The 16,388-nt window shown below is 68.3% G+C and carries 20 protein-coding genes; 5 read left to right on the top strand and 15 right to left on the bottom strand.

The features are described 5' to 3' along the window. Window positions 1-98: 98 nt before the first annotated feature. The 5 genes from BZZ08_RS08720 (at window position 99) to BZZ08_RS08700 (ending at window position 3,431) form a co-directional block, all read left to right on the top strand. Window positions 99-839: a hypothetical protein gene (locus BZZ08_RS08720; protein ID WP_104631586.1), complete on the top strand. Its 741-nt coding sequence runs from the start codon at window positions 99-101 to the stop codon at window positions 837-839. Between the two features lie 42 nt (window positions 840-881). Then, window positions 882-1,724 (top strand): tyrosine-type recombinase/integrase, encoded by an 843-nt coding sequence (locus BZZ08_RS08715; protein WP_104631585.1) that lies wholly within the window; start codon window positions 882-884, stop codon window positions 1,722-1,724. 547 nt (window positions 1,725-2,271) lie between these two features. Further along, window positions 2,272-2,628, top strand: a complete 357-nt coding sequence (locus BZZ08_RS08710) for a hypothetical protein (protein WP_104631584.1) — start codon at window positions 2,272-2,274, stop codon at window positions 2,626-2,628. Further along, window positions 2,625-2,954, top strand: coding sequence for a hypothetical protein (locus BZZ08_RS08705; protein ID WP_104631583.1), 330 nt, complete (start codon window positions 2,625-2,627; stop codon window positions 2,952-2,954). The genes BZZ08_RS08710 and BZZ08_RS08705 overlap by 4 nt, the downstream gene beginning before the upstream one ends. Window positions 2,955-3,077: 123 nt before the next feature. Then, window positions 3,078-3,431 (top strand): hypothetical protein, encoded by a 354-nt coding sequence (locus tag BZZ08_RS08700; RefSeq protein ID WP_104631582.1) that lies wholly within the window; start codon window positions 3,078-3,080, stop codon window positions 3,429-3,431. A gap of 67 nt (window positions 3,432-3,498) precedes the next feature. Here the strand turns inward: BZZ08_RS08700 and BZZ08_RS08695 are convergent, their stop codons facing one another. From BZZ08_RS08695 to BZZ08_RS08630, 15 genes are all read right to left on the bottom strand, one after another. Next, a complete protein-coding gene (locus tag BZZ08_RS08695; protein WP_104631581.1) occupies window positions 3,499-4,470 on the bottom strand; it encodes a DUF2637 domain-containing protein in 972 nt (323 codons plus the stop codon). Window positions 4,471-4,576: 106 nt separating this feature from the next. Beyond that, window positions 4,577-5,035, bottom strand: a complete 459-nt coding sequence (locus BZZ08_RS08690) for a hypothetical protein (RefSeq protein ID WP_104631580.1) — start codon at window positions 5,033-5,035, stop codon at window positions 4,577-4,579. 116 nt (window positions 5,036-5,151) lie between these two features. Then, window positions 5,152-5,910 carry a hypothetical protein gene (locus BZZ08_RS08685; protein WP_104631579.1) on the bottom strand — a complete coding sequence of 253 codons (759 nt, stop codon included), beginning with the start codon at window positions 5,908-5,910 and terminating at the stop codon, window positions 5,152-5,154. A gap of 37 nt (window positions 5,911-5,947) precedes the next feature. Next, entirely contained in the window at window positions 5,948-7,468 is a 1,521-nt protein-coding gene (locus tag BZZ08_RS08680; protein ID WP_157953328.1) for a 2'-5' RNA ligase family protein, read from the bottom strand. A gap of 416 nt (window positions 7,469-7,884) precedes the next feature. After that, window positions 7,885-9,282, bottom strand: a complete 1,398-nt coding sequence (locus BZZ08_RS08675) for a GNAT family N-acetyltransferase (protein ID WP_104631577.1) — start codon at window positions 9,280-9,282, stop codon at window positions 7,885-7,887. 263 nt (window positions 9,283-9,545) lie between these two features. After that, entirely contained in the window at window positions 9,546-11,744 is a 2,199-nt protein-coding gene (locus tag BZZ08_RS08670; RefSeq protein ID WP_104631576.1) for a hypothetical protein, read from the bottom strand. A 50-nt stretch (window positions 11,745-11,794) separates the two neighbouring features. After that, a complete protein-coding gene (locus BZZ08_RS08665; protein ID WP_104631575.1) occupies window positions 11,795-12,391 on the bottom strand; it encodes a hypothetical protein in 597 nt (198 codons plus the stop codon). A 1-nt stretch (window position 12,392) separates the two neighbouring features. Next, window positions 12,393-12,674: a hypothetical protein gene (locus tag BZZ08_RS08660; RefSeq protein WP_104631574.1), complete on the bottom strand. Its 282-nt coding sequence runs from the start codon at window positions 12,672-12,674 to the stop codon at window positions 12,393-12,395. Then, window positions 12,671-12,805 carry a hypothetical protein gene (locus BZZ08_RS39825; RefSeq protein WP_274543258.1) on the bottom strand — a complete coding sequence of 45 codons (135 nt, stop codon included), beginning with the start codon at window positions 12,803-12,805 and terminating at the stop codon, window positions 12,671-12,673. Before BZZ08_RS39825 ends, BZZ08_RS08660 begins: the two co-directional genes overlap by 4 nt. Beyond that, window positions 12,805-13,281 (bottom strand): hypothetical protein, encoded by a 477-nt coding sequence (locus BZZ08_RS08655; RefSeq protein WP_104631573.1) that lies wholly within the window; start codon window positions 13,279-13,281, stop codon window positions 12,805-12,807. The genes BZZ08_RS39825 and BZZ08_RS08655 overlap by 1 nt, the downstream gene beginning before the upstream one ends. Before the next feature lie 25 nt (window positions 13,282-13,306). Next, window positions 13,307-13,945, bottom strand: a complete 639-nt coding sequence (locus tag BZZ08_RS08650) for a hypothetical protein (RefSeq protein WP_104631572.1) — start codon at window positions 13,943-13,945, stop codon at window positions 13,307-13,309. A gap of 18 nt (window positions 13,946-13,963) precedes the next feature. Next, complete coding sequence (locus BZZ08_RS08645) at window positions 13,964-14,953, bottom strand: hypothetical protein (protein ID WP_104631571.1); 990 nt, start codon at window positions 14,951-14,953, stop codon at window positions 13,964-13,966. Window positions 14,954-15,015: 62 nt separating this feature from the next. After that, complete coding sequence (locus BZZ08_RS08640; RefSeq protein ID WP_104631570.1) at window positions 15,016-15,666, bottom strand: hypothetical protein; 651 nt, start codon at window positions 15,664-15,666, stop codon at window positions 15,016-15,018. Next, on the bottom strand, window positions 15,663-15,956 hold the full coding sequence (locus BZZ08_RS08635) for a DUF7236 family protein (RefSeq protein ID WP_104631569.1): 294 nt from the start codon (window positions 15,954-15,956) through the stop codon (window positions 15,663-15,665). Before BZZ08_RS08635 ends, BZZ08_RS08640 begins: the two co-directional genes overlap by 4 nt. Then, the gene (locus BZZ08_RS08630) at window positions 15,953-16,339 is read right to left on the bottom strand and encodes a sigma-70 region 4 domain-containing protein (protein WP_104631568.1); all 387 of its coding nucleotides are present in this window, start codon (window positions 16,337-16,339) and stop codon (window positions 15,953-15,955) included. The genes BZZ08_RS08635 and BZZ08_RS08630 overlap by 4 nt, the downstream gene beginning before the upstream one ends. Window positions 16,340-16,388 lie beyond the last annotated feature (49 nt).

Raw genomic sequence — 16,388 nt, 5'->3', positions numbered from 1 at the left:
GGCGTCGCCCCGCACGTTCCGCACTGTCCTCAGCCGACCCGGCATCGGGGTGAGGGTCCGGCTTTTGTATAAAGTCGATGCTGAGTAGAGTGCGGTCCATGCACTCCACTGTCACCAGCGAGCTGCTGTGCCTGCGCTACAGCGACGGAGTCCTCTGTCGGGAACCCGCGTGCTATTACCCCGCTGGAACGCAGCCGTCCTGCGAGGGGCACCTTGCTGAGGACGAGAGGCAAGATCTCCACGACCAGCAACGTGCCGAACAGATTCAGCAGGCCGCTGCCACTCTGCACAAGCTGGCAGACATGACGACCATCGACTCAGCCCTGCCCTCCCCTGCATTCCCGGCTCCCGCCTCGCTCCGACAGATGGCCGAGGCAGTGGCCTCCATGCTCACCGAAGAGGGGGAAGACTTCGCCCGCCGCCTCAACCAAAAGAGGGTGATCCAGAAGAAGCCGAACCTGCCCCTGAGACTGCCGGAAACACTGAGGGACGACATCAAGGCCGCTGCAGTAATCTCCGGAGCCAGCCTTGACGGCGAGGCACACCAGGCGCTGCAGGAGTTCCTCGCCGGACGGTTCACCCCTAAGCAGCCCGTACGAGCAGCCCGAGGCGACGGGGCGAAGTCGGTCAACCTGAACATCCGAGTGGACCCCGCCTTGCGGAAGCAGGCCGAGGACCTAGGGCACGAACTGCTGGCCCACGGCAAACTGACGTGGGCCCCGAAGGTCACACAGATCATCCGAGCATGGCTCGTAGAACGGCTCGACGACGAATTCCGCAACCCGCAGCGCTACAACTTCCGTCCCCCAGCCATCAACGACCGCAGCAGCAGCACCTGACGCTGCGCCCCCTGTCGTAGCCGCATGCCAGGATGGTGCGCCATGGACGCGCGCACCGTGCTGGCCACCTGGCTCGACGAACACAACCCCGACCGCCGGGGCAAACAGGGACGCCTCCTGCAGGGCACCAGCCCCGAGCGGTACGCCGAGCACGCCAAGGCATGGCTCGACTTCATCGAGGACACCGTCCACATCGGCGCCTGGCGCGCCCAGCCCTCCCACTTCGTCACCTGGCTCGACATGAAGGGCGGCGGCGCACGCACCCGGGCGCTGCGAGTGTCGGCCGTCGGCGCCTTCTACGCCTACGCCCGCGAGAAGAACTGCGTGCAGACCACGCCAGTGCACCCCAAGATGGGCACCGGCGCCTGGAACGCCCCCAGGACCGAGAAGCTCACCGACGGCCAGATGGCACTCATCCGCTACGGCGCCGACCAGCTGCCCGCCCGCGACCGGCTCCTCGTCTACCTGCTGCTGGTCGGCCTGCGCTCACGGCAGATCACCGAACTGACCGTCCAGGACCTCGTCTTCGAGCAGCACCGCATGACGGCCGACGTCTGGCAGAAGGGCGGCGGCACCCGCCGCCTCGCCTTCCCCGACGAGATCCGCGCGGCCGTGAAGCAGTACCTGGACGTGGACGACGACGGCAGGCCGGTGCGCACCTTCAAGGAGCCGCACTCCTACCAGGACCGGGGACCGCTGCTGGTCAGCTACCGGGGCCACGGACTCGACTCCAACGCCACCCCGCGCACCGTGCTGCACCAGGCCGTGGCCGCCGCGCTCGCCTGCCCCGACCCTGACGTGCCCGAGCTGCCCGCCCGGATCAAGCCCGACATGGTCGCCCTCTCCCCCAGTCCCTTCGGCGAACTGGAAGAAACCAAGCCGTAGCGGGCACACTGGGCGCCGTGACCCGCCACACACCGCTGCACCCCTACGCCCGCGCCGCCCTGGTCCTCATCGGAGGATTCTGGGGCACCGTCCTGCTCCTGGCCGCCGCCGTGGTGATCCTGTGCCGGACATGAAGAAGGGCCCCGGAAGAGGTCGGGGCCCTTCACCTCCGCGTGCGCGGAGCGATCTTGCTGACCACGTGGCTTGCGCCGTTGCGATCCACCTCCGCCGGAGCGGAGCCACCCCCGCCAGTGCGGGGACTACTCGAAGTACCAAGCCGAGCCACCCCCGCGTCGGCGGGGAAGAGTCTCCGGGCACTCAACCACCGTGCTCGTCAACCGGTACACCCCCGCAGATGCGGGGAACAATGCACCTCTGCCCTTAACGAGGGCCATCCCCGCAGGTGCGGGGAGCAGTTGTGCACGCCCCTGAGGCTGGGGCCATCCCCGCTGTCGCGGGGAGCACGTCTACGAAGTTAGCAGAATCTCGCGCGGCCGGAGGAGCTTCCGCGAGATGATGGGGGCTCACTTCCCGCCAGGAGGAACCGATGAGCGAGACCGAGACCGCCGCCGATGTCCGCACCGCCACGGCGCGGGCCGACAAGAAGGGCCGGTGGTGGCTGACCGTCGAGGGCACCGGCATCGACGACGAGTACGTGATGGTCGTTGAGGACAGCACCGGCCCGGACTACATTCCGGGCGGCGGGCTAGGGTACCGGCTGATCGAGCGGGGGTTCATGCCGGATCGGTCGGCCGGTGACCCCCAACGTTTCGACGACCCGGTCGACAAGCTCAGCGCCGTGGCGACGGCTGGGTGGACGCGGACCGGGCCGGACACCTGGACGATCCCCTGCAGCCCGATCGCCGACTTCCCCGACCGACCGAATGGAGCACTGCCGCGATGAGCACCCTCGACGCCAAGCTCGACACCCTGACCTTCGAGGAGAAGCTGGAGGTGGCCCGGCGCGTGCACGTCGGCTCGCTCACGCTGAGGGAGGGTGACCGGGTGCAGGCGGTGCGGCGGCTACGCGGCTCGTACATTGACGAGGACCTGGAACAGGAGGGTGAGGACTGCCGGGTCCCCTACGACGTGCCCGCCGGGGCGCCGGGGCGCATCACGCTCGTGCGCCGGTACGTGTCCCCGTTCCCGTACCGGGTGCTCTTCGACAACGACGTGGAGCTGAGCCTGGCGGCGACAGGCGACGTGGAGCGGATCGGCGACTCTGCCTGATCCGGCAAGGTTTCCTGAAACGGCCACTTTCCTCGGACAGGAAAGTGGCCGTTTTCGGCAAGTTCCGAGGCGAGTGCTTCAATGTCCCCACGCGGGCTGGGGAGGCCCGGCAGGAGGGTGGGGATGATGCGCAGATCGGGTCTGGCCGTGGCGGCCGCCGCCGTGGTGGTGCTGGTGTCGGCATGCGGGGGCTCCGGCGACGGCGGGGAGAGCAGTTCGGTGCCGTACGGGGCGCGGACGTGTTCGGACTGGGCCGGGCGGATGGATGACACCGAGCGGTGGGATGCGGCCGAGGAGCTGCTGGTGAACGCGAAGGGTGCGGACGGCGCGGAGGGGGACCGGGCGCCGTCGGCGAGCACGCTGAAGCAGTTCTCGTCGGATCTGGACACGCTGTGCGGCCGGAAGGCGGGGGACGACATGCTGGCGCCGCTCGCGGACGAGCTGTACACGCTGAACCGGGCGTACTACAGCATCTGAGAACGGCAGCAGGGCCCCGGTGAGCCGTCACGCTCGCCGGGGCCCTGCTGTGTTCATCGTATCGGGATCAGGCGCCGACGGGGGCGGCCTTCTTCAGGCGGGAGATGTAGCTGGGGTCGACGCCGAGGAGGGCTCCGAGGAAGACGCCGGTGACCTTGATGTCGCGGGTGTCAGCCTCCTGTTCGACGAGGGTTACGTAGTCGCGGGCCTTGTCGAGGGGGCGGCCCTCGGCGGGGGCGGGCGGCAGGGCGGCGAGGAAGTCCATCATCTCGTCGGTGGGGACCTTGTCGCGGGAGGACTGGCGGTAGAGCGTGACGGCGAAGGCGGCCTGCTTCTGGGAGTCCTGCTGTGCGCGAGTGCGGGCCTCGGGCTCGTCGTTGTCGGCCGGGGTGTCCAGGAGGACGCGCTGCCAGGCGAGGGGGATGTCCTTGTTCTTCGCCTGCAGCTTGGTGGCCTCGTGGCGGATGACGGCCTCCTGGGGGACCTCCCACAGCTTGGTGCGGCGCCAGACCTTGAAGGTGTGGAACGGGTCGAGGAGCCACCAGGTCAGGCGGATGGCCGGGAGGGGTGCGGGGCGGAGGCCGTCGGCGATCTGCTGGTCGCGCTTGGCGGCCTTGGCGTCGCGGAGGTCGCCGCGCAGCATCATCTCGTGGCCGATGATCCAGACGGCGGGGGGCAGGGCGTGGAAGGTGACGGAGAGGGGGTCGGGCCAGGCGTCGCGGAGCTGGAGGCCGAAGGTGGCGAGGGAGAAGAGGGCGACGAGGGTGCGGATGACCCGGGCGGAGCGTCCGGCTCTGACCTCGCGGACGGCCTTGCGGGAGTAGAGCAGGATGGCGAGGTCGGCGAGGGCGGCGACGACAACGGCCTGGTCCTGGGGGAAGCCGACGGCGAGGGCCTGGGTGTGGAGGACCTGGTAGCCGACGTAGAAGCCTCCGAGGCCGAGGAGGTAGATGCCGCCGTCGGTGAGGGTCTTGTCCCAGTCGGTGGTGGTGATTGTGGCCTTGGCCGTGTCGGTCCAGGTACGCTTGGAGGCGGTCATCACTTCTCAGTCTTCCTCGGCGGGATGATTGCGGTGGAGGTGGCGTTCAGCGTCCCTGGCTGGGATCCGGGCAAGGAGTTCCAGTCGGGGACGTTGTTTTGTGTGCTCAGACGCCCATGATCTCGCTGCAGGCGCGGGCGTGGAGGTCGGGGTACTCCTCCTCGCGCTGCTCTGTCAGCTTGCTGATGGTCCAGGAGGTGGCGCTGAGGGAGGCGCGGATGGCCTGGAGGCTCTCGGGCGAGAGGTACTTGGGGACTTCCTGGGGGACGATGTCGCCGATGCTGCGCTGGCGCTTGCCCTTGGCGGCGACGGTGATGCCGCGCCGCTCCTTGAGGTACAGGTAGAGGGTGGAGCGGTAGGTCATCGGCCTGCCCTGGGCGCGGAGGACGTCTGCGGTGGCCTGCCTCTCGGTGAGGGCGAGTTCGCTGCCGTCCAGGGTGAGTTCTGTGATCTGCTCGCCGATGGCCTTCAGGGCGTTCTGGATCTCAGCGAGCTGGCCCAGCGCGCCCATGGCGGGAGTGGTTTCCGGGGCGGGCAGTGGCGGGGCGGTGTTGTTCTCGGACATGAGATCTCCTCGGCGGCGGGTACGGGAGACCCCCACCTTAATGCACATGAGTATGCATTGCAAGAGATCAGGAAGGGCGCGCCGGTGGCGCGCCCTGTCCTGGGGTGGTGGTGGTGTTACTGCTGGTCGGCGGCGCGGCAGAGGGCTTCGATGTTGGCGACGGTCTGGATGGGGGTCTGGTTTCCGTTGGTGGCCTCGGCCGTCACCTTGTCCTTGAAAGCACGCAGACGTGCGTTCTCGGCGTGCAGGGTGGCGGTGTTGGCGGTCTCGCTGCCGACGGCGTGGACGAGGGCGGCGACGGCGGCCGACACCTTGTCCGGGAGGCCGGAGGTGGCGGGCGTCACGATCTGCGGGCGGGCGTCCGTCTCGGCGGCCGGGGCGGGGGCCTGGGCCGGGACGGGGGGAGGAGTCGGGCCGGTGGCCGGGTCTGCCGAGGGGCTCTGCTGGTTCTTGGCCGCCTTGATCTCGCGCTTGCGGATCGCCTCGTCGCTCATGCCGACGACGCCGTGCTTCATGCGCCGGTGCAGGCCCAGGGCCTGGGGGCGGGCGAACGGCGGGTGGTCGCAGTCGGGGCAGGCGTGGCCCGTCTTCTCGGCGGTCTTCTTCGGCTCGTCCTTCTCGGCCGGGGCCTCGGCGGCGCTGGGGTCGTACTTCACCTTGGCGAGGAAGCCGTGGCGGGCCATGCTGGAGCGCAGCTGGGGTGCGGTGGGGTACGGGTTGCGGGGGATGCTGAAGGTCTGGCCCCGCTTGCCGTTCGCCGCGCTGATCTTGATGCTGTTGGTGTTGCGGACTACCTCCAGCCCGGCGTCGGTGGCGGCCTTCATGATGCTTTCGACGTAGGGCGGGATCTCCCGGGCCTTGGTCTCCGTGGCCATGCGACTGTTCTCCTGACTGCTGTTGCGTGGTGGTGGGTTACAGGGTGGCGGGTGTGCTGGGTCGGCCGAAGAGGCGGGCCGGGTGGCGGGTGCCGCCGATGAAGGTGACGACTTCCTCGGCGTCCCAGTGGTGCTCGTCCAGGCGCGGCATGAAGCGGTGGTGCCGGTCGACGTAGGCGAGGGTGAGGTGCGGGGTCCAGCCGTGTTCGGAGGGCAGGCGGTAGCCGTGGCCTTCGAGGTAGTGGGCGAGGCTGGAGTGCATCTGGGCGCCGTCGGGGATGTCGGCCGCCGCCCACAGGACGTGCTCTCCCTTGAAGGCGTTGTTGAAGGTGCCGATGCCGCCGATACGGACGTGGACGGGCTTGCGGCGGACGGCCCAGGCGCCGACGATCTGCGGGAGCAGCTGGAGCTGCTCGCGGGTGTAGTCGCTGGTGTTGCCGAGGTAGGCGAGGGTGACGTGGAGCTGGTCGGCGGGCTGGCCGTCCTCGCGGGCCAGCTGCTCGGCGACCTCGCGCGGCGGGACGAGCGCCACCATCACGCCCTTGTCGTGGAGGACGGCTGCTGCCTGCCGCTGCAGGAACTGCTGCTCGGCCGCCGTGGCCTGGAGGGTAGCGGTGTGGTGGGTCGGCTCGACGAAGTGCTCGGGCTTGAGGTGACCGGCGTGCACCCAGTAGTGCTCCTCGCCGGAGGGGAACTCGTCGTCGATGTTGGCGATCTCGTGCGGTACGCGCACGTGCACCACACCTTCGCCATATCCGCGCCCCTGAGCATCTTCCTCGTCGCCTCGGAAGGTGGAGAAGAACACCGGCCGGTCGTTGCCGATGCGCTCCTTGGAGGTCATGCGCTTGTCGCGGTAGATCGCGGCGGCGGCCTCCGGCGTGGTGCGGTGGTAGAGGTCAAGGTGCTCGTCGTCCATGGAGGCAGTCTCCTGCAGGCTGGCCTCGCGGAAGAAGTCCGTGAGGCTGGAGAGCCGGTTGATGGCCTTGTCGTAGTCGTGCAGGCCGACGTAGCCGATGTGGAGGGTGCCGTCGTGCGCGGTGGCGGTGTGGTGCTGGCCGTCGGTGTGGACGGTGGTTCCGGCGGGCGGGGTGAGGGTGTGCCAGTTCTCGCCGTCGCCGGTGTAGTGGATCTCGTGCAGGGGGATGTGCGAGTGGTCGGGCAGGTGGGAGTTGCCCATCAGGCCGTCATCGGGGTTGTCGTCGGGGTTCCAGCCGTGGGGGCGGTGGCCGACGAGGACGACTCCGGCGGCGCCCAGGACGTTCTCGCCGGGCTCGGCGTGCGGGGTCCAGTTCGAGATCGGTTCGTGGGGCTCGGCGTAGGAGCGGGGCTCGCGGAGGGAGCCCGGGTCCGTGGTGCTGTGGGTCGACCAGTAGTGCCCGACGTGGTCGGTGTCGACGTGGCCGAGGACGTCGTCGTGGGTGGCGGTGCCGTTCAGGATGCGGTGGGCGACGTCGGGGTGCCAGCCGCCGTCCGGCTCGATCTCCATGCCGCGTGAGACGTGCGCGTGGCCGGGGTCCTGGTGCCAGCCGTTCGAAGCGGCTGCCGCACGGAAGTGCACCGTGGCGCTGTGCTGTGCCCACGCTGCCCCGTCGTCTGTCTGGTCTGCAGAATGCACCGGCTTGGGAGTCACATCCAGCGAGTGGGCGTAGCTCCACAAGGCGGAGGCGATACCACGGCGTCGGTAGCTGGGCAGCACCTGGACACCCTCAACCTCACCCGCCGGGTGGGAGTGGTGCCCGTCGGGGTACTCGTCGTCGCACGTCTTGCACCACCCGTCTTCGGGCCCTGGCCGCTTGTGCTTGAACCACGAAAGCGACCCGACGGAGACGTCACGCCTGTCATCTGGATGCGCGAGCACAACGTGGCCATCTGCATGCTCTCGGTGGGAGAAGGTCAGTCCGCTGGGCAGGTCTCCGTTGGCACCGGCCAGTACCGCGCCAGTCATGCGGAAGAACGCCGTGGCGCTGTGCTCGGTCATGCGGCCTTCTCCTGGTCCGTGGCGGCGGCCACGCCGTCGTGGGCGTGCTTCCAGTCAATCAGCTGCTGCAACGGTGCGTCGGGGGCCTTGTCGAGGGCTTTCCAGACGGCGTTGCTGGGGTCGTAGAGGCCCGTTCCTTCGGGGCCGAATGCGCTGTGGCGGTCAGCGTGGAGGTAATCGTACAACGCTGCGCCTTCCCTTTCGCGCACTCCGTCGGGAAGTTCCCGGACAGCGCCGATCAGCTTCTGCAGCGCCTCGAACACGTCCCAGGTGGACTCGGGGAGCTTTTCGGGGCTGAAGTCGTCTGGTACTTCAACAGGTTTCACGGCCCATTCGTCGCGGGTGATGTCGTAGGCGGCGTAGGGCTTGATGTCCCGTATGTCATAGCTTGACGGGTTTACATACCAAGTATTCTCCCAGGGGCCGGTTTCCTTGCCGTCCGGGCCGGGGAGCATGCGGGCCTCGTCGTTGAGGCCGTGGCGCAGCTCGTCGGTGAGCTTCTCGTCCACGGCGGCCGGGGGCTCGCCGGTGAAGGTGTCCACGTGGTGGTTGAGGGCGTCGTGGTCGATGCCGATGAGGATGTCGAGGTCGCCGTTGCCGTAGAAGTGGCTGGCCTCGGATCCGGCGAGGTAGACGCGGGCCCAGGACTGCCAGGAGTCGCCGTACTTGGGCGCCCAGAAGCTGTTGAGCAGGCTGAGCAGGTGCTGGCGGACGATCGGGTGCATGCGCTCGTGCTCGTCGAACAGGCGCGGGTCCAGACCCTTCTCCCCCGGTGCGAAGAAGTGGTCGCGGGGCAGCCAGTCGTGCTCGTGCTGGTAGGGCTCGTGGTTGTCAGGGACAGGCGTGGTGAAGGCCGTCTTGCCTTGGCCGCCGTCGGGCAGGCGGCCGTCACAGGTGGCGTCATCGGGGCTGTCGGCGGGGACAGTGAGGCCGCCGTCGCAGTGGAAGCACTCGAAGCCCGTGTCGTGCTCGCCGGTGCCGCCGCAGCAGGGGCAGGGCTTGGTGGCCGAGGCGATGGTGCGGCCTCGGGTGACCTTCTTGCCGTCGGTGTACTTGTCCCACCACGCCTTTCCCTGGTCCGTCCGGTCGCCGTGATCGATGGGGGTGCCGGGGTGGCGGCGCTGCATCTCGTCCATGAGGGCGGAGCCGACGCCCTTGCGCTGGTGGGCCTCTTCGGTGCCAAGGTGTTCGATGAGGATCTTGTCGGCTTTGCGGCGGGGCACGTGGTAGGTGAGGGTGCCCATGCGGTCGCCGGTGCCGGGCTCGACGGCGTGCAGGTGGATCTTGGTAGGGCGTTTACTGCCACCGGTGTCGACCTCTTCGTGCTCGAAGTCGAGCCCCGGGGGGTCGGCCGCCGCCTGGCGGAAGAAGCTGGTCGCGCTGATGTCCGTCATCCCTGGCACCTCCAGTCCTTGGCGCTGGAGGTGAGGTGGTGGACACAGATGAGCGGGCCTCCCGGTGGATCCTGGCCGGGAGGCCCGCTGGGTCATCGTGGGACGTTTTAAGTGGGGTGATCCCGCCAAGAACGACCCTCACGCCTGAGCCGACCTTGCGGTCTGTCACCCAGGTACGCCGCTGGCTGCATGCAGCAGCCCTATCCACGAGACAGGGCCATCGTGCCACGCGTTTTTGGGTTCGGCAAGAACGCCTTTCCTGGTCAACGGCGATATCCGGTCCGGGTGCGGCCGAGTCCCTGTTCCCATCCGGGGCGGCCGGTGCGGGTGCGGGTGAACTGGCGCAAGGCGTCGAGGCGGCCCTGGAGGTCGTGGTCTGCCGAGGTCATTTCGGGGCTGTGCGGGCTGGATCCGTGCAGGCCGCCCTGCATGGCGCCTCGGGCGCTGGCGGCGTTGAGCTGCTCCTTGTAGCCGCTGATCCAGTCGCCGATGAGGGCGTAGGTGGTGATCATGATCGCGTCGGCGATGTCTTTGGTCTGGACCGGTCCGACGGTGGGGTGGTCGACGCGGTTGATGCCTGGCGGTTTCTGCAGGAACTTGAGTTCCAGTTCGCCGTCCTCGTAGGCGGGGGCGTGGACGAGGCCGAGGTTGATGGCGGCCTTGAAGGTCTCGGCGTACTTCCAGTTCAGCTGGTTGGTGGCGGTGCGCTCCCAGATGTTGACCCGCTTGGCCAGGCGGGCGCGGGCGACCTGTTTGACGAGTTTCTGAATGCTGCCGACACTCTGATACTGGTCGAACGTGAAGTCCTCGGGCTGGTAGACGCTGATGATCTCCTCCCAGATCCAGTCCTCGACCTCTTCGTAGTCGATGGTGTGATTCGGGAAGTCGGCCGGATCGAAGTGGTGGATCTTGTCGAAGACGGCGTGGGGGCGCCCCTCGTCGTCGGTCTCGGTGTGGCCGACGGCGATGCCGAAGCGGCAGTTCACGGAGCTGGGGTCGGCGTGGCCCTTGTAGACGTAGGCGAGGACGCCGCGCTCGGTGGGGACGATGAGGGGGCTGCCGTAGCGTTCGGGGCGGGCGTACCAGGGGGAGAAGACGGCTTCGACCTTGGCGGGGTCGAGGTAGGCGTCGAGGACGGTGGCCCACTGGGCGCGGCGTTCGACCTTGAAGGTGTCGGGGTCGGCCTTCTCCAGCTTGCGCATCTCTTCGTCGTAGGTCTGGATGGCGCCCTTGAGGACGCGGAAGCCGGGGAGGGGGGCGTTCTCGTACTCGGCGTTGTCGCCCTGGAAGCCTTCGGGGAAGAGGGGCAGTTCGTGGGCGATCTGCCAGTCGAGGTAGATGTCCCAGCTGGGGAGCTGGATCATCATGACGGCGGGGTAGGTGGGGGTGCCGTCGTCTTCGAAGCTGGTGGCGCGCAGCCAGTTGTCGTAGAACTTGCCGCTCATTTCCCACGGCGAGCTGGGTTCGACGATGAAGCCGTCCTTGCCGAACTGGTCGAGGGAGGGGGTGGAGGCGTCGTAGACCTCGCCTGCGGAGCGGTTGGCGCCCGCGTTGACGACGTGGGCCATCTCGTCGAAGCCGAGGATGAAGGAGGCGGGGCCTCGTCCGGCCATGACGGTGGATTCCTTCGGGAGGATCTCGAAGGTGGCCATGTCCATGGCGGTCTTGATGCCCTTCTTGCGCATCTCCTCCATGCGGACGAAGTCGTGGGGGGCGTAGACGGACAGCTTCTCGCCGAGGGAGCTGGCGATGTAGGGGGCGAAGCAGGGGGCTCCGGTGACGACGTTGACGAAGTCGCGCCAGAGGTTCTGCTTGGCCTGGTCGCGCTTGCCCGCGAAGATCAGGGCGGCGAGCTTCTTGTCGCGGTCGACGCCGTAGTGCTCCTGGGGGTCGCCCTTGGCCATGTAGCACCACAGGACGTACGCCATGGCCAGGGCGCTGATGTGGCCCTTCCCGGCGCGGCGGCCCATGACCAGGAGGATCTCTTTGAACCAGCTGTAGCCGAGCGCCTTGCAGGCGCGCATGCGGCCGAGGATGTCCGGGGTGCCGGACAGGGGCATCTTGGGGGCGTCTTCGTTGCCTTCGAGGAGGACCTGCTGGGCCAGCTCGTCGAGGGCGTCGGTCATGATGTCGTCGACCTCGGCCGCGAGGGCGGCTTCGGGGTCCTGCTCTTCGGCGAGGGCGGCGGCGCGGGCGGCGCGCTGCTCGTTGGCGCTCTTGGCGGTGCGGTAGGCCTCGTCCCACTCGGCGACGACGCGGTAGTCGTACTCGGTGAACAGGTCCTCTCTGAGAAAAAAGCATTTCAGAAGGGTGGCCTGTCGGGGGTACAGGTTGGGCCTGCTCAGGTACTTCGGTGAGACGACGAAGGTGATCGGGTCGGGGACGTCGAGCCCGAGGAACAGGTGGTGGATCGCGGTGGGGTCGAACCCGGCCAGCGGCGATGTGTCTTCCGGCGTGCTCATGAAGGCGCCCTCCTCGCCTCTTGGGGCGGGGAGGGCGCGCGGGGACAGCGTCAGGCCGCCGCGTCGTGGTGGACCCGCAGGATGTAACCGGGGCGGGCATGGACGGCGGCGCCCGGCGGCAGGTAGACGTCCAGGACAGGCAGTTCGTCCCGGCCCTGCCCCTCCAGGGCCTGGGCGGGCTGCCTGCAGCAGCCGGGGTAGGCGCATGAAGGCTTGACGCCAGGGTCGCTGGTGATTTCTGCACGTTCCAGCAGGGTGCGGAGCTTGAGGACCCTCTGTGCGGCCATCTCCCAGAAGGAGGGGTCGCTAGGTGGCTGCTGACGCAGGTCCTCTCTGTTGAAGGCGATCTCGGCGGAGAGGGCGTCCAGGGACTTCGCCATCCATGACTCGACGCCTCTGACTCGGTAGATCCTGTAGGCGTCGTCGCCGGTCAGGGGCACGCCTTGGGTGATTGCGGCACCCGCAAGCGCAAGCGCGGTAAAGCCTCCGTGCTTGTGCCCTCGGTTGATGCGAACCCCGCAGAACTTGCTGTCGGTTGCGTGACTGACCAGGTACTCACCTTCGGGGTAGGCCGGATAGCTGGGGTAGTCTGCGTCGATTCGTTCGATACTCACGATCTTGCCGACGCACTCGCTGGCAGCGGTCACGCTATTCCCCTTTCAGGTTTTCGATGCTTTTCTTGTGTTTGGGGCAGGTCTTGAGGCGTTCCAGGATGACGGCGGTGCGGACGGCCGGGTAGGCGGTGCGGTACTCGCCGCCGCAGCACAGGGTCTTGCCGACTGTCCGGACGCCGACGAAGTCGCTGGTGCCGGAGACGACGGCCTCCAGGCTCAGGTGGACCTTGTCGTTGCGCTCGCCGCAGGAGTTGCAGGCGTGTGGGATGACGGTGACGGTGATGCTGTCGTCGTCCCAGTCGAGGAGCCGGTTCATCGGCCGCTCCGATCAGGGTCAAGCTGCTCGTACCAGCGCCAGAGCTGGGCGGTGGAATACGCCCAGTGCCAGTCGGGGTTCTCGAACCCGATCGTGAGCTGACGGACGAGGAAGGTGCGCAGGAAGCTCATCAGTGCGGGTGTCCCCCGCGCGCGGCCTCGCCGGATTCGATGACGCCCTGGGTGCCGAGGTCCGCGATGTCCCGGGTCACCTCGAAGACCTTCTGGTCGTGGTCGAAGGCCTTCTTCTCCACGCGTCCGGCGATCTCGATCTTCGGGCTGAGCTTGCCTTCGATGATCCTGCCGGTGGCGGTGTCCATGACGGGCTTCCAGCTGACGGTGATGGCGAGGCCGAGCTGGGAGTGGACGCGCTCCTTGGCCTCGCGCTCGAAGACGTCAACGTCGAACGCCTTGGCGCTGTAGCGGTACAGCATGTCCTCGAAGATCGCCTCCAGCTGGAGGATCTCCGAGTCGAGGATGTCGCCCTGGGCGGTCTCCTGGCGCTTGTGGACGCCGCCGTACTCGCGGTCGAGGTAGTCGGGACCGGCGGCGGCCGGGGACTGGACGCCCGGCGGCAGGATCAGGCCGGAAGGGTGGTCGGTGCTCATGAGGCTCCTCTTGGCGGGGGCGGGATCAGGGGCGGGCGGAGGGGTGGTCGTCGTAGCCGCGCGGGCGCATGCGGACGGCGCCGGGCGCGAGCCGGTCGTCGTGGACGATGGGGTAACCGAACATCTGACCGATCGGCGCGCCCAGGCGCTCCTCGGCGCCGTGCAGCTTCAGCTGGCTCTTGAGGATGTCCACGGAGTCGGGGTGGACCGCGATCTCCTCGACCGGATGCACGGTGGTGACGGTGATGTCCGGCTCGGTGGCGGGCGGGGTGACGCTGGTGAGGATGCGCCGGGTGAAGCAGGGCGAGTAGCACCTGCAGGTGACGCACACGCCGATCTCGTTCGCGCGATGGAGGTGGAGGGCCTCTCGGATGCAGGCCTGGGTGGCCTTCTTCTCCATCTCGACCTGCATGAGGTAGGTGGAGAGGTCGAGGGCCTCTTCGAGGGCGTCCCGGACGGCGTTGCGGCCGTTGAAGGTCTGCAGCGGGCGACCGTAGCGCTGGACGCCGAGGTCGCGGCGTTCCTTGATCAGGTCGATGAGCTTGTCCTGGACGTTCTCCTGGCCCTCGGCGGGCAGGGGCTGGTCTCCGGAGCGCTGACGGAGACTGTCCCCGCGCTGGCTCAGGCGCTGGAGGCTCTCGAAGTCGAGGCTGGAGTCGGGCATGGCGTTCTCCTGTGACGGTCAGGCGGCGACGAGGGCGTGGCAGGAGGCGCAGCGTTCGGCCTCGTCCACGACGAGGGCTCCGGCGGTGGTCTGGAGCCTGATGCGGACGGCGCGCTTGGTGGAGTCGAGGGTGAGCTTGGGGCTGTTGGCCGCGTTGCCGATCGCGAGGGCGAGGTCGAGCATGGTGGGCTCGTCGCTGCGGGAGAGGGCGATGGTGATGTCGGAGAGGGGCCGGACGGGCAGGCCGTGCTCGGCGGCGACGCGGTGCAGGCGGGTGATGCGGTCTCCGGCGATGGAGATGTTGGCCAGGCGGAGCAGGTGCTGGGCGTCGGAGTGGAGGCGGGCGGCGGCGCGGAGGGCTTCGGCCGCGAGGCGCTCGGCGATCTTGTCGACGGAGATGCCGCGTGCGTCGATCTTCAGGGAGGGGTCGGGGATCTCGATGACCGTGGTGGTGTCCTCGTGGAAGAGGAGCGGTGCCACGGTCGGCGCCAGGTTCTGCTTGCGGTTCTGGCCGAAGCGCAGACCGCCCCTGATGCCGTCCTCGACGTCGTGGTTGATGACGTCCAGGCGGAGTTCGTCGGCGGTGACCCAGGCGTCGAGGACGGTGGCGCTGGCCGGGAGGATGCGGTGGGCGATGCGGACGAACTCGTCGGCCTCGACGCGCGGCTTGGTGGGTTTGCGGACGTCGGTGATGCCGAGGTCGTTGTAGGTGATCGTGATCTCGCCCTCGGCGTGGTCCATACGGGCGTTCATCACGAAGTGCTGCTCGGCCGGGGTGATCCGGCGGAAGTACGCGGTGGGGATCTGGTAGAAGGCGCACAGCCGGGCACTGGCCTGCTCGTCCAGGGTGATCTCGTGGTCGCCGAGGATCAGGATGGGTTCCTGCTGCGGGGCGCGCGCGTAGTCGGCGCGGGGGACGCAGGCGTCGGAGGTCCATTCGCGGTCGTGGTGCTTCCAGGCGACGGCGACGTCGGCGAGGGTCCTGGTGGGCAGTTCGCGCAGGTGCATGGTGGCGGTGTTCTCCTCTGGCGGTAAGGAGTGGTGGTCCCCGGCTGGCGGTCCGGAAGAATTTAAATGTTGTTCTGCTGTGCGTTCTTCGAGAGGGCGGCGAGAACGGGGCTTGCGTCGAGGGCTGCTGCGAAGTCTTTCCGGCGGTCGACCGGGATGAATCCGATGGCGATTCGCATGTATTCCATGAGGGCGTCTCGCCAGACGTTGGCGTCCACTCCCCCGCTGACGGTGGTGTCGATTTTGTGCTTGAGGTCGATGGCTTTCATCAGGGTCGCGGCGTCGACCTTGATGGTGCCCTTCTGGATGCCGTCGAAGCCCTGCAGTACGACCATATCGAGGGCGGAGAGGTGGTCGGCGACACGGCCGCCATATTTTTCGATCTCCTCGCCGAGTTGTCCGGCGCGGCGGTCGAGGATGGCGGTCTGGGCGCGGACTTCCAGGGGCAGGTGGCGGTCGGTGTGGCCGCGCAGTGCCTTCTCGGAGGGGTGGCCTGCGGGGCCTTCCTCCATGTCTGCGAGCCATTCGAGGATGGTCGGCCGGGTGTAGCCCTCGATGATCCAGGAGTCGATCTTGGCCCGGTGGGGGGACTGGCAGACGCGGCAGCGGGGGCCGGTCTTGGCGGGGACCGTGCGGTCGCCGATCTTGACCAGGACCATGCTGGTGGGGCCGTCGCTGTCCGGGTCGGCGAGGGCGGGGAGGTTGTCGCTCACTCGTCGGCCTTCAGGGGGATGCGGTGCTGGGGCCGGGCGGCGCCCTCGGTGGCGTTGAGGTGCGGGTAGCGGCGGTTGATGCTGCGGTGGAAGCTGCCCTTGCGGACGGCGCCGTCGGGGGTGCCGCCGGGGACGAAGACCTCGCGCTTGAGCCGGTTCTGCAGCTTGTACTGCGTGAGGATCAGCGACTTGGCCTCGGGGTCGGGCTGGTCGAGGAAGGACTGACGCAGGAGGGCGTCGGCCTGGGCTTCCAGCTCGGGGTCGACGCCGTGGCGTACGCGGTTGCTCATGCGGCCACCGCCTCGTCCTCGCGGTCGCCGACGCCGGGGATGACGCCGGTCTCGATGAGCTGGTTGAGCCGGACCAGGCCCTGGGTGGCGTAGGAGGCGACGGGGTTGTCCTCGGAGACGCCCATGATGCGGGCAACTTCCCGCTCGGGCCTGTTCTCGATAAGGAACAGCTGGATTGCTTCGCGCTGGCGCGGGGAAAGCAGGTGCTTTCCGTTGGCGCCGCGTCCGTTCACGGCTGTCAGGTAGAGGTGGACGATGTCGTGGATGCAGTACTCGGACCGGTCCGGGCCAGTTATGGTGTCCTTGCCCTCGATCTCGTAGAGGGCGTTCCATGCCTGGAGGTTCCGGAACAGTTCCCGGAGCAGGCGTACGGGAATTGTCACAGGCGGGTTCCTTTGCTGACGCGTGGCGGTCGCGCCTTACCTGGTGCTC

Source organism: Streptomyces sp. MH60, assembly GCF_002939385.1.
In the GTDB taxonomy this organism is placed as follows: domain Bacteria; phylum Actinomycetota; class Actinomycetes; order Streptomycetales; family Streptomycetaceae; genus Streptomyces.
The sequence above is the reverse complement of the archived record's forward strand: the minus strand, read 5'-3'. Positions and strand labels throughout refer to the sequence as shown.